General features: G+C 41.9%; 12 protein-coding genes. 1 reads left to right on the top strand and 11 read right to left on the bottom strand.

What is annotated here, in order from left to right; translation table 11 throughout:
* Positions 1-2: 2 nt before the first annotated feature.
* The 10 genes from nuoK to ndhC all read right to left on the bottom strand — a co-directional run bounded on the left by nuoK (position 3) and on the right by ndhC (position 9,657).
* Entirely contained in the window at positions 3-302 is a 300-nt protein-coding gene (gene nuoK, locus Q0791_RS16725) for an NADH-quinone oxidoreductase subunit NuoK (RefSeq protein ID WP_299008803.1), read from the bottom strand.
* On the bottom strand, positions 303-830 hold the full coding sequence (locus tag Q0791_RS16720) for an NADH-quinone oxidoreductase subunit J (RefSeq protein ID WP_299008800.1): 528 nt from the start codon (positions 828-830) through the stop codon (positions 303-305). It abuts the gene before it with no gap.
* Positions 831-928: 98 nt separating this feature from the next.
* Positions 929-1,456, bottom strand: coding sequence for an NADH-quinone oxidoreductase subunit NuoI (gene nuoI, locus Q0791_RS16715; RefSeq protein WP_299008797.1), 528 nt, complete (start codon positions 1,454-1,456; stop codon positions 929-931).
* Between the two features lie 20 nt (positions 1,457-1,476).
* On the bottom strand, positions 1,477-2,466 hold the full coding sequence (gene nuoH / locus Q0791_RS16710) for an NADH-quinone oxidoreductase subunit NuoH (protein WP_299008794.1): 990 nt from the start codon (positions 2,464-2,466) through the stop codon (positions 1,477-1,479).
* Between the two features lie 160 nt (positions 2,467-2,626).
* The gene (locus tag Q0791_RS16705) at positions 2,627-4,975 is read right to left on the bottom strand and encodes a molybdopterin-dependent oxidoreductase (RefSeq protein ID WP_299008791.1); all 2,349 of its coding nucleotides are present in this window, start codon (positions 4,973-4,975) and stop codon (positions 2,627-2,629) included.
* Positions 4,975-6,279 carry an NADH-quinone oxidoreductase subunit NuoF gene (gene nuoF, locus Q0791_RS16700; protein WP_299008786.1) on the bottom strand — a complete coding sequence of 435 codons (1,305 nt, stop codon included), beginning with the start codon at positions 6,277-6,279 and terminating at the stop codon, positions 4,975-4,977. The genes Q0791_RS16705 and nuoF overlap by 1 nt, the downstream gene beginning before the upstream one ends.
* Entirely contained in the window at positions 6,279-6,821 is a 543-nt protein-coding gene (locus Q0791_RS16695; protein WP_299008783.1) for an NAD(P)H-dependent oxidoreductase subunit E, read from the bottom strand. The genes nuoF and Q0791_RS16695 overlap by 1 nt, the downstream gene beginning before the upstream one ends.
* Before the next feature lie 25 nt (positions 6,822-6,846).
* Entirely contained in the window at positions 6,847-8,589 is a 1,743-nt protein-coding gene (nuoD, locus tag Q0791_RS16690) for an NADH dehydrogenase (quinone) subunit D (protein ID WP_299008780.1), read from the bottom strand.
* A gap of 76 nt (positions 8,590-8,665) precedes the next feature.
* The gene (locus tag Q0791_RS16685; RefSeq protein WP_299008778.1) at positions 8,666-9,235 is read right to left on the bottom strand and encodes an NADH-quinone oxidoreductase subunit B; all 570 of its coding nucleotides are present in this window, start codon (positions 9,233-9,235) and stop codon (positions 8,666-8,668) included.
* Positions 9,232-9,657 carry an NADH-quinone oxidoreductase subunit A gene (gene ndhC / locus Q0791_RS16680; RefSeq protein WP_299008775.1) on the bottom strand — a complete coding sequence of 142 codons (426 nt, stop codon included), beginning with the start codon at positions 9,655-9,657 and terminating at the stop codon, positions 9,232-9,234. The genes Q0791_RS16685 and ndhC overlap by 4 nt, the downstream gene beginning before the upstream one ends.
* Before the next feature lie 221 nt (positions 9,658-9,878).
* Here ndhC and Q0791_RS16675 point away from each other — a divergent pair, with 221 nt between their 5' ends.
* Positions 9,879-12,035, top strand: a complete 2,157-nt coding sequence (locus Q0791_RS16675) for a S46 family peptidase (RefSeq protein ID WP_299008773.1) — start codon at positions 9,879-9,881, stop codon at positions 12,033-12,035.
* 36 nt (positions 12,036-12,071) lie between these two features.
* Here Q0791_RS16675 and Q0791_RS16670 read toward each other — a convergent pair whose 3' ends face one another.
* Positions 12,072-12,827: a pseudouridine synthase gene (locus Q0791_RS16670; protein WP_299008771.1), complete on the bottom strand. Its 756-nt coding sequence runs from the start codon at positions 12,825-12,827 to the stop codon at positions 12,072-12,074.
* Between the last annotated feature and the right edge of the window lie 653 nt (positions 12,828-13,480).

The raw sequence follows: 13,480 nt of genomic DNA, 5'->3' as shown, positions 1-13,480 counted from the left end.
AATTAATCATGTAATTGCTTTAGTTCATCGATATTACTGACTTTTAATGTGCGATAACAGTGCATGACAATGAGCAATGACACGGCCAATTCTGCACCAGCGATAACCATGATAAAGAGGGTTAACACTTGTCCGAAAGGATCTTGCCAGTGTTGAGCGCCGACAATGGCGGCTAATGCTGCGCCGTTAAACATGACTTCGATGCCCATTAAAATAAATAGAAATTCTTTTCTAACCAGTACAATACTTAATCCAACAAGAAATAATAAAAGAGATAAGCTAATACAAATGGGAAGATTCATTTATTTTTCCCTCATGTTAGTTTTTGATTTGGATGAAATGAAAGGTCTAGCGAGATACATAACAGCGATTAAGGCAACCAGTAATAAGCTAGATAGGACTTCGACTGCAATCTTATATTGACCAAATAGGGCCAATCCCAATGCTTTTGGGTCTAAGGCGTTAATGGGAACATTTTGTGATTCTATTTGACTCATGAGGATCAAATAGCAGCTTTCAATGATTAAAATGGCGAGAAGAAGAATAGGTAAAGTCAGATCGGGGCGTTGAATATGAGGTGTGGGACTTTGTGGGTTGATCATAATGAAAAAGACATAGAGGATCATGATGGCACCAATATATAAAATGACCTGTAAAACGGCAAGTAAAGGAGAGCCGAGTAAATAAAAGTCAAGGGCCAGCGCTAACAAGGAAATAATGAGATATACCGCGGCATGCATGGCTTGTTTGACAAAAATGATAGCAATGGAGGCGCCTATTGCAATGCCACTGCTGAGGTAAAAAATAAAATCCCAGATTGCATTTTCCATACTCACATCCATTATATTGTTTATTCCCCTAAGGGGTTAAGATGAATGATATTGGTTTTGTCTATTACCTACCTGCTACCTACAATAAAAGGTTATTTTTAGGGTAAGTTTGTATATACATCAACAGGTTTTTGTTCATCAGGGTTATCACCTATCCCTTTACCTTTGATAGGGACACCCGCATGATGATAAAAACTGTAGTCAGGATGTTTACCTGTGCCATCAATGAGTAAGTCTTGCTTATTATAGGTGAGTTTTTCTCGATTATTGCTGCAAAATTCATAGTCTTGTGTCAGTTGAATTGCAAGCGTTGGACAAGCTTCCTCACATAAACCACAGAGAATACAGCGACTAAAATTAATATCGAATTTTTCAGGGTATCGACGCTCATTTTCATCTTCTGTGCCTTGTATATCAATGCAATCGACAGGACAAACCGATGAACATAAATAACAAGAAACACACCTTTCTTGTCCATCTGGATCTTTAGTGAGGACGATACGGCCTCTAAAGCGTTCACTGCGCGCTTTTCTTTGTTCTGGATATTGTATGGTGTCTCTTGGGCGGAATGCGTGTTTTAGCGTCACAATAAATCCGTCAAAAATTTCATGAATGATTTTATACATGCTCTCTCCTTCTGCCTATATCAAGAAGGTAGCCAAAAACTACAAATTAACGCTGTAGCAATGACATTGAGTAAGCTTAAAGGCAGTAAATATTTCCAGCCAAAGTTCATTAATTGATCATAGCGGGTTCGTGGTACACTTGCCCGCATCCACACAAAAAAGAATAATATACAGGCGACTTTTAACAGAAACCATACGGCTCCCAGCCAAGGTAAATCGTCCACAAAGGGACCTTTCCATCCCCCAAGAAATAAGACGGTTGTGAGTGCACTGATCAGAATAATGCCTAAATATTCTCCTAGAAAGAACATGGCGAACGCCATTCCACCATATTCAGTGTTATATCCCGCTGCTAATTCATTTTCGGCTTCAGGCATATCAAAAGGCAGGCGGTGAGTTTCTGCAATACCCGCTAAAAAAAAGACAATAAAGCCTAAGGGTTGCAGTAAAATGAAAGGGGTTGTTTGGGCAAGAATAATATCATCGAAGCTAAAGGAGCCGGCAAGAATGACCACTCCCAGTAATGACATTCCCATCGCGAGTTCATAGCTGATTAATTGGGCAATAGTGCGTATTGAACCGAGTTGGGAGTATTGACTGTGTGATGCCCATCCGCCTAAAAAAACACCGTAAATATGGAGTGAACTTAAGGCCAGTATCAGTAATAAACCAATGTTTAATCCTGAAGCCCAAGATATGCCCGGTGCTAGAGGGATCACAGTAAAACTGACTAAAACAGCAAATACCACTAAACGGGGCGCCAACATATAAAGCCATTTATCGGCAAAATGAGGAGTGAAAAACTCCTTGGTGAGTAATTTTAAGGCATCAGCAATAGGTTGTAATAGTCCGAAAGGACCGACACGGTTAGGTCCGTAACGGTCTTGAAGTAAGGCGAGACCACGTCTTTCTAAAAAGACCAAATATCCTGCGGCGAGTACCAGTGCGATACAGGAGATAAACATGCCTATAATGGCGATAACCCAATAAACCCATAGATCGATATTCATCTTATTCGCCTTCGTTCGCAATAATACTGAGGTTGTCTATTCATATTCTTCGTCTTCATTCGTAATAATGCTGAGGTTGTTGATAGGAATAATTGCGTTCATTATGTGTTCAACCCATAGATCGATATTCATCTTATTCATCTTATTCATCTTATTCATCTTATTCGTCTTCATTTGTAATAATGCTAAGGTTGTCGATAGGAATAATCGCGTTCACTAAGTGGCCCACATGATGTAACGTGGCTCGAGTCAGGGCGAGGCAATCCAGTGCAACTTCACTATTCAAAATGATGGGAAAGGCATGATCCATATTGGAGTGGTTGTTTGGATTGTCTGGGTGATCACTTGGGTTTCCCAGTTTCAGTTTGCTTTTGGTATTTAGATTAAGACGATGGGCAGTGTCTGGATGTAAGTAAATGATATTGTCTTTCCAAGGCTTGATAGAGGCGATTTCGGCGGCGTAACTGGCTTTGTTGCTGCCACCGTGCCATGTAAGACGAACCACTTGTAAACTGTCTTTATTACTATCGATAGAGACTTGATTCGCCTCGGCTCTGCCTTCAAAAAGTTTGTGTAAATTGAGGCATTGTTCACCATCGAACTGAAGTGATTCAAATTCGGTGATATTGGTGAGATGATTTGATTGTTGAGTATGAAAATCTTGCGAGGAGATCCCAGTTAATGCGGCAGCTAAATCGAGCGCTGTGAGCATTCCTTTACGCTGATAAGCTGAATCAAACCCTTGAATTCTGCCTTCGTAATTGATGCTTATTCCTGAACGTTCTGACCAAGTGGCGTGAGGCAGTATCACATCGGCAGTTTTTACTGTTGGGGAATTTACATTATCAAAGACGATGAGCTGCTTAATATATTTTCTGGCGGGAAGCCAATCTGCGGCACCAAAGCCAAAGGGATCGGCCCCACAGACGAGTAAAGTTTCAATCTTTTCTTGTTTGACGGCATCGAGTAATTTCGCTGAGGGATATTGCGCACTTATCATGGCAGAGCCTGTAGCATTGGCGCCGTTAAGTGCGAATCCAAGTTGTACTGTGAGTTGTTTATTTTCAAAAGCTTGACATAAATCATGCAAGGCATGCATTGAGGCGATATCCATTTCTACAGCGACACCTAACACCACAATACGTTTACCGGTTTCTAAATTGGCAAATAAATTTGGGCCCATTTCCTCGGCAGCATGAGAAGCATCAAAACTATTGATGATCTCCGCCCAGTTTTTGGGGGCGGCTTGATGGATTTGATCTGGGTGTTGCTTACGCACAATGTCGGCTAATAAGGTTGGAGACGCATGTAGCATATGCACAGTTTTACCCGCTTTGATTAATTGCCTAACGGCTAAGTCCATCATTGGGGCTGTTTCCGTCAAGGCGCCGACAATAATGGCTCCATCAGCGGTTTCAATATCCGTTAACGAAGGGCAATTTCGACTCAGAGCGAGAGCAGCTGCGGTGCGATCTTCCGTTTGGGGCATCACAAAAGGACTAAAGAGACCATTAAAGTGCTCTGCAATATTCGCTAAGGCATAATGGCAACTGAGGTCTTCATCTGGGCTACTTAAAATACCGACTTTTCCAGCTGATTTTGTTAAAATGTCGCTAATATGATCCAGTGCTTTTTGCTGGCTAACGGCTGCGCCATTAATTTGAGGGGCCAATGGTCTGTCTTTGGCTTCACTGTAATGCTCCCCGTAACGGCCTCGATCACAAATAAAGTGGGCATTGACTTTTGTGTTTGGAAAGGGATGCACTCGGCGTAAACGATTATCTCGGCCACCCGGTTCGGTATGGCAGCCTACAGAGCAGTGGCTACATATAGACTCTGTTTTTTCTAATTGCCAAGTGCGGCTAAATTTTCGTCTAAAGACTTTATCGGTAAAGGTGCCTGTGGGGCAAACATCGATAAGGTTACCCGAAAATGGGCTATCGAAGTGGCCTGCTTCTGCACGCCTAAAGGTGGTTCGATTGCCTGATGCATAAACGCCAAAGTCATCGCCCAGTGCATAATTTTGATAAAAACGACTACAGCGATAGCATGTAATACAGCGATTAGCCGTATTATAAATGAGCGGCCCCATGGCTTGATCCATGTAAGTGCGTTTTGCCCCTTTAAAGCGTCGATAAGTATGATGGGAAAGAATGGTCATGTCTTGAAGTTGGCAGTCACCCGCTTCATCGCAAACTGGGCAATCGTGGGGATGGCGTGTCATGTAATATTCGACGACGCCTTGTCTGACATGATCACCTATGCCTTTATTTAAACGATAGCGCTGGCCATCTTGTGCTGCTTGTAAGCAAGTGACGACTAATCTTGAATTTTCGCCTTCTTTTGTCGGTTCAAGTTCCATGGTACACATGCGGCAAGCCCCTGCTGATCCCAGTGCTTCGTGATAACAAAAGTAGGGGGCGTTAATACCCGCTTTGAGCGCCGCTTGTAGCACATTTTGTCCTGGTTCGAAGTTAACTTCTTGATCGTCAATAAAAATCTTACCCATTAGCCATCAACCTTATCATCGAGTGCGTCATTTGACGCGATATGTGCAGGATGAGTACAACCATGATTATCGATATGCTGGTGGAATAATGCTTCAAATTTATCGAGGCCAGACTTTATCGGCATCAGTGCGCCCGGCGCGAACGCGCAGAAAGTGTTGGGGTAAATGATGTCACATAACTCACGTAGCGTGTCGATGTCAGTCACGTCTGCTTCACCCTTTTCAAATTTTTCTAATTGGTATTTAACAAAAGGTAGACCATCGCGGCAAGGCGTGCAAAAGCCACAGGACTCTCTTGTGAAAAATTGCATTAGGTTTATCATAAAATCGATTGGACATAGGCTATCATCCATGACAATGATCCCACCTGTGCCTAATCGAGCACCGACTGTGGGGGGGCCATCCCAGTGCATGGGGACGTCTAGATCTTCGGGTAACATGAATTGTGTCGATGCGCCACCGGGTAGAAAGCCCACTAACTTTCTTCCGTCTAATAAGCCGCCTGCGTGATCATAAATAATTTCTCTTGCGGTAGTTCCCAGTGGCAGTTCAAAAAAACCTGGGTTTTTAACGGGACCTGAAACTTGAAAGATATGGCTGCCATAAGCGCCATTAGTACCTTGATTTTTAAACCATTCTATGCCGTTTTGCAAAATAAAGGGAACATGGCAAATGGTTTCCATATTATTGACGATAGTGGGGCTGCCCCACAAGCCTTTTGCAATAGGAAAAGGGGGTTTTGCTCTTGGATTAGCACGATAGCCTTCAAGGGCATTGAGTAGGGCGGTTTCTTCACCACAGATATAACGCCCCGCACTTAAATGGACATCGATGTCGAGGTTCCAACCTGAATTAAGAATATTATAACCCAGTAATCCTGCGGCTTTTGCTTCATTGACTGCCGCTTCTAAACCTTGTGCACCTTTACGGTATTCACCGCGAATGAACACAAAGGCTTTATCGGCTTCAAGGATGTAACTTGAGGCGATGACGCCTTCTATAATGGTATGAGGATCGCGATACAGGACTTGTCTGTCTTTAAAGGAGCCTGGCTCTGCTTCATCAAGATTGATGACTAAATAAACGGGATGAGGGGCATCAGGCGCCTTGAAACTCCATTTAAGCCCTGTTGAGAATCCTGCACCACCACAACCTCTCAGCCCAGATTCTTTTAAGGTGGCTAATAGTGTTTTTCTTGGATGACCTATGATGTTTTCAAGGGATTGATATCCACCAGCTTGACGATATTCCTCAATATTAAGGGGGGTGGAATGATGAAAGTTTCGACTGAGAATTTTATCCATTAGTTATTGTCTCCCAGCCTTGATGTGGTAATGATACTTGAACCGCTGCCTTTATTATTGGGATCATGTGCTTGTTGGCTGAGTTTATTTAAGTATTCAGTGATAGAAAGTACCGTTAAATTTTCGACTTCATCCATTTCATTGAGTAAAGCGGCAGGGGCTTTATCGCATAACCCTAGGCAAATACTGGGTAAAATGGTAACAGAGCCGTCTTTACTGACTTCTCCCATGGGAACACCAGTGTGTTTGACTGCGGTATTGATAAGGGTTTTACTGCCCATCACATGGCAGCTGATACTGTCACAAATTCTAAGGACATTCCGGCCAACGGGTCGGCGCCTTAATAGAGTATAAAAAGAGATAAGCTCTTCTTGTTGTGTTTTTGATAGGCCAGTCAGTTGGGTGACTATGTCGATACCTTGATCATTAATATAGCCCACCTTATCTTGTACGGCATATAGGCAATATATTGCACCCGCTCTAGGCTCTGGGTAATGACTGACATGTTGTTTTAAATGGGCTAATTCATTCGGTGTGAACATAGCAGCCTCCTTTTTTATTGTTCATTCATCTGTCCAAATCCGATAAAACGTAGTCAATGGAGCTGATGTAAGCGACTAAATTTCCCACTTGTTCACCTTCACATACGGCTTTTACTGATTGAAAATGGGGAATCGAAGGGGTTCGAACACGCAATCGATAAGGGCTCGATTGGCCTTCGCTGAAAAGGTGATAACCTGTCATGCCCTTTGAGGTTTCTGTGGCAAAGAAGGTTTCGCCTTTTGGCATGTTAAATCCGCGTCCAGTATCAACGAAATGGTGAATTAAGGTCTCAATATCTTGCAGAGTATTTTGTTTGCGAGGGAAAGCGTAATCGTTGCATTCCATGTCTTGGACCGGGCCGACAGGCATATTGATTAATCTGTCTATGGCCTGTTTGATGATTTTTAAGGTTTCGGTTATTTCTTGTAAACGGATAGCGATACGTGAAAAACAATCATTATGTTGCGCGGTTGGAATGTCGAAATCATAGCTGTCGTAATCGCAATAAGATCGAGTGCGGCGCAGATCCCACTCCAGTCCTGATGCGCGTAAGTTTGGACCCGTAAAGCCCCAATCAATGGCTTGTGCTTGACTAATGATACCGATATCTCGCGTGCGATTTTGAAAAATACGGTTTTTAATGGTCAGTTTTTCTAATTCGGGTAAGCACTGTACCATGCTGTCACAGGCTTTATATGCTAATACTTGCCAACCTTCGGGCATGTCTTGGCTGACGCCACCGACGCGGAAAAAAGCAGGATGCATGCGAGCCCCTGTGACGAGCTCGATAAAGTCGAAAATTTCTTCACGGACTTTAAAGCAATAAAAGGCAGGACTCATGGCGCCTAAATCATGGCCAAAACTGCCCACCCACACGAGGTGACTCGATAGACGGAAAAACTCGGTGAGAAGGACTCTGATGACAGTCGCGCGTTCGGGAACATGACTGTTAATGAGCTGTTCGATGGCTAAAAGGTAGGGGAGTTCCCCTGCAACACCGCCTAAATAATCAACTCGGTCGGTATAGGGAATGTAATTATGATAAGTATGACGCTCTGCTAATTTTTCAACGCCTCTGTGGTGATAACCGATTTCGGGTGTGATTTCGAGTAAGGTCTCACCTCGAAGCTTTGTCATGAGGCGAATAATACCATGAGTGCCTGGATGATTGGGGCCAATATTGAGCAACATGGTATCTTCTTCATCGGCCTGGCGATGATCTGGAATTTGATAACTTTCCATGATATTGGCGTAATCTTCACTGTCGAGATCAAAGGGAGGAGGCATTTTTGTTGCGTGAAAAGGGTAGTCTTTGCGTAGTGGGTGACCTTGCCAGTATTCAGGCATTAATAGCCGAGTGAGGTTGGGATGGCCTGAGAATGTGAGGCCAAACATGTCCCAAATTTCTCGTTCATACCAATTTGCTGAAGGCCAAATAGCAGTAATGCTGGGAATTTTTTCGGTATCATCTTTTATATAAACACGAATGCAGATATCTCGGTTAGCGGTGAGTGAAGTCAGGTGATAAAACACACAAAAACCAAGGTCTGAACGCGCAGACTCATCGATAGCTGAAATATCAAATAACATTTCATATTTTACTGGGGACTGCTTTTTAAGGTAGGTGAGAATAGGGATGAGATCGGCAATAGCAACCTTAAAACTGGGTAAGTTAGTGGAAATATTTGAGAGTAATTCAACATTAAAGTTTTCCAGTAGACTCAGCTCTAAGGAGTGTTGTACCTTTTTATTTGTGTTTCTTTTCATCTGCTTTTTTGTCTCATCAATAGGGGAAATGAGCGCTTAAAGAGGCGTGACTGAATGCCCATGATTTTCACTACACTCATTCGACAATAATGCCTAAGGGTTTTCTGTCCCGAGTAAAAATGCTGTTTGGATGATTTTGTACATGATCTTGCAATAGGTTTAGGCCTTGTAATAATGCTTCTGGGTGTGGAGGACAACCTGGCACGTAAATGTCAACGGGGAGAAAGGTATCTAGCCCTTGCACTACGCTGTAGATGTCATACATGCCACCTGAATTGGAACACGAACCCATAGATATGACCCATTTAGGTTCTAACATTTGCTCGTGTAAGCGTTTCACCAACGGGGCCACCTTACAAAAAATCGTACCAGAGGTAATTAATACATCACTTTGCCTAGGGGAGCCTCTAATGACCTCAGCGCCAAAGCGAGACATATCATAGCGGGAAGTCATTGCTGTCATCATTTCAACGAAACAACAAGAAGTGCCGAAGTTATAAGGCCATAAAGAGGACTTTCTACTCCAAGATACGACATTGTCCAGCTTGGCAAGCATAGTCCCCATGGTGCCTGTTTTAGTAGATTCTTTTCCTTGAGTTAGATGGGCTGGGGCAAGATCTTGCTGAATAGGAATAGTTTTACTCATATTGTTAATGCCCTTTTGGCTAATAGGTAAAATAAACCGAGTAATAGAATAATCATAAAGCTCACGGCTGAAATCATTCCAGCTATGCCTAATTCCCAGTAGTTGACTGCCCAAGGCCAAAGAATGGCCGTCTCTAATTCAAAAATGAGAAAGGCACTGGCAATCAAAAAATAATTAATGGAAAGTGATTTTTTGGCACTTGTGGTGGGATTAAGCCCACATTCAAATGGGGCTTCATCTTTGCGTGGTAAGGGTTTTCCTGCGATAAGGCGATTAAGAGAAAGTAATAAAATGGCAATGATCATTGCAACAATAGCAAAAACCAATAGGAAAACTTCTGGTGTTGGATTGATCATAGGCAAATTAACAATAGGCTTATTTTCATCCTTAAACTGTAGAACATAGTCCCTTAAAGCGCACATGAGAAGTGTATTTTTATTCGAAAAATAACGATTTTATGGCGATTAATATGTTGCTATGCGCCTTCAATTGTTATGTAAATAGTTTAATTGTGATAAAGTCTGATGATAGGTGGTTTTGGGTTAATTATGTGGGTGGTCTTGTTAAATTAATGGTGCTTCATTGTTCAATGAAAACAAGTGTGATTCATCATCAAAAATACTAAGAAAATGGATGGAATAAAATGAAGAAAATATGGGTAACAGCAATACTGGCAAGTTGCTTTGCAGCACAAGCCGATGAAGGGATGTGGCAGCCCTATCAATTACCTGCCATGGCTGATGAGCTGAAAGCGAAAGGCCTAGAAATGAGTGCTGAAAATATTTCAACATTAACGGACTATCCAATGAATGCGGTCATCAGTCTGGGGGGGTGTACCGCCTCTTTTGTGTCACCTAAAGGGCTCGTTGTGACGAATCACCATTGTGCTTATGGATCGATTCAGTATAACTCTACAGCCGATAACAACTTACTAAAAGATGGCTTTTTAGCGAAAAATTATCAACAAGAACTGCCTGCGACACCGGGGTCGCGGGTTTATGTGACTGAGTCGGTGGTGGATGTTACCGATAAGATTAAACATGGTATTATGGAATTAAAAGGCAAAGCTTTTTATCAAGCCGTAGAGCAAAGAGAGAAACAACTTGTTTCAGCTTGTGAATCCGATCAAAGCTATCGCTGCCAAGTGTATAGCTTTCATGGTGGATTGGAATATTATCTTGTCAAGCAGCTTGCCATAAGAGATGTTCGACTCGTTTATAATCCTGCTGCCAGTGTGGGCAAATATGGGGGCGATATTGATAATTGGATGTGGCCGCGTCACACTGGTGATTTTTCTTTTTATCGAGCTTATGTGTCTAAAGAGGGTAAACCGGCTGATTACAGTGCGGATAATGTGCCATATGAGCCTAAAAGTTTCTTAAAAGTGTCGGCCAAAGGCGTGAGTAAGGGCGATTTTGTGATGGTGGCTGGCTATCCGGGAAGAACGAATCGTTACCGTACAGCGAACGAAGTGAAGAATACCTTTGAGTGGTCTTATCCTGAAGCCAAAATGTTGAGAGAGCGCTTTATTGATATTATTAAACAAACAGCGCCAGCGGGTACGGATGAACGTATTAAGTATGAGAGTTTGATTGCCGGGCTTGCTAATTATGCTAAAAACTATACTTCAATGATTGAGTTTTATGGTAAGTCAAGCATGTTAGCTGATAGAGAGCAGGCTGAAAAAGCGCTTTCTACTTGGATTCAAAGAGATGAAAAAAATAATGCTCGTTTTTCAAATAGTTTAACTGCATTAGACGCATTAATTGTGGCATCTCAAGAAAACCAAGCACGTAAGATGCTAATGAGCTACATGAATTATACGACTATGGTGCCCACAGCTCGAAAGTTGTATCGTTTAGCCAATGAAAAGCAATTAAAGGATATTGATAGAGAGCCGGGATATCAGTCTAGAGACATGCCTGAATTTAAATCTCAACTTGAACGTATTGATCGCCGTTATGCGGCCAGTGTCGACAAAGCCTTGTTATTTGACTTGTTGCAGCGTTATGCCCAATTACCGAAGAGTGAGCATATTACGGCTTTAGATCAGTTTTTTGGGATCACGGCTCAATTTGATGCAAAACAAGTTCAACAAAAACTGGATACTATGTATGCAAAAACTCAATTGGGTGATGAAGCGACGCGTTTAGCTTGGATGAATAAGTCTGTTGATGAATTTAAAGCGTCCAATGATCCTTTTATTCAATTTGCGGTAGCTATGTATGAAAGTGATATGGAACAAGAGGCGAAAGAGAAGCAGTTGACAGGCGATTTGATGAAAGTGCGCCCTCAATATATGGCGGCCTTGATTGCTTATTACCGTGCTCAAGGGAAACCAATTTATGCTGATGCCAATTCAAGTTTACGCGTGAGTGTGGGCCACGTAAAAGGCTATTCACCTGAAGATGGGCTTTATGCCGAGCCTTTTACTCGATTAGAAGGTATAGTGCAAAAAGATACTGGTATTGCGCCTTTTGATGCGCCAGCAAAAGAGTTGTCTTTAATTAAAGAGAAAAAATACGGCGATTTTTATGTTAAAGCGGTTAATTCTGTGCCGGTGAATTTCTTATCAACATTGGATACCACTGGGGGCAATTCAGGCTCTCCGACATTAAATGGTAAGGCTGAGCTAGTGGGATTATTATTTGATGGTGTGTACGAGAGTATTATTGGAGATTGGAGTTATAATCCACAAAATAATCGCTCTATTCAAGTGGATAGTCGTTATATGTTGTGGGTTATGAAGTATTTAGACAATGCCGATAATTTATTAGAAGAAATGGAGATAGTGCATTAGTTTGCCTCAAGCGTTAAGTGGCTGTCAATCAGCCACTTATTTTTGCGGAGTAATGATTGATAAGAGTTGAGTCACTTCTGTTTGCGTTAATTCCCTTTTCTTTCCTTCAGGTAAAGGACCTAAGGTTAAACTTTCTATGGATGTTCTTTTTAAATCTACGACTCGATAACCTAATGCTTGGCACATGCGGCGTATTTGTCGATTGAGCCCTTGGGTTAAGACTATTTCAAATTGAACTTTTGAAATTCTATTGATAATGCAAGGCTGTGTAGTGATGTTTTTATATTGGACACCCTTAGCCATGGACTCAAGAAAAGTATCATCAAATTCAGTATCGAGTCGTACTTGATAGGTTTTTTTGTGCTTGAAATTAGGGTGTAATAATCGATGAGTTAATGTGCCATCATTGGTTAATAGTAATAAGCCTCTTGAATCTTTATCTAGCCTTCCTACAGGATAAAGACGAGGAGATTGAGGGAGAAGGTGTAATAAACTGCTAGGATCATCTTGTAGTAATCGAGAGTCAGTGCCGACTGCTTTATGAAAAAGCCAGTAGCTTTTAGCTTCGATGTTGGAAATGATTTTATTATCAAATAATATGATGTCGTCAATGGATGCTAGGTTTGACCCATTTTCTCTTATATTCAATGTGACAGTATCAATATGGGTCGCGAGTCTAGCATTTAATGTAATACGGCCATCTCGTATATGCCGAGTTGCTGCTCGTCTTGAGCATAACCCCGTCATAGCCAAGTATTTAGCTAATCTGATTTTACTTATTTCATTGTTCATGGAAAGATGCCATTAGGGAGCTAGATTGAATGGTGTGCTTAACGCTTAGGCCTAAAGAAAAGCACCATATGAGTAAAATAATAGGTCTTTCATGTATATGCCGAGTTGCCGCTCGTCTTGAGCATAACCCTGTCATGGCCAAGTATTTAGCTAATCTGATTTTATTTATTTCATTGTTCATGGGCAGGGGTCACTAGGGAGCTAGATTGAATGATGTGCTTAACGCTCAGGCCTAAAGAAAAGCACCATATGAGTAAAATAACAGGTCTTTCACGTATATGCCGAGTTGCTGCTCGTCTTGAGCATAACCCCGTCATAGCCAAGTATTTAGCTAATCTGATTTTACTTATTTCATTGTTCATGGAAAGATGCCATTAGGGAGCTAGATTGAATGGTGTGCTTAACGCTTAGGCCTAAAGAAAAGCACCATATGAGTAAAATAATAGGTCTTTCATGTATATGCCGAGTGGCTGCTCGTCTTGAGCATAATCCTGTCATGGCCAAGTATTTGGCTAATCTGATTTTATTTATTTCATTGTTCATAGAAAGATGCCATTAGGGAGCTAGATTGAATGATGTGCTTAACGCTTAGGCCTAAAGAAAAGCACCATATGAGTAAAATAATAGGTCTTTCATGTATATGCCGAGTGGCT

Origin of the sequence: uncultured Shewanella sp. (assembly GCF_947495455.1) — a bacterium.
GTDB lineage: Bacteria > Pseudomonadota > Gammaproteobacteria > Enterobacterales > Shewanellaceae > Shewanella.
The sequence above is the reverse complement of the archived record's forward strand: the minus strand, read 5'-3'. Positions and strand labels throughout refer to the sequence as shown.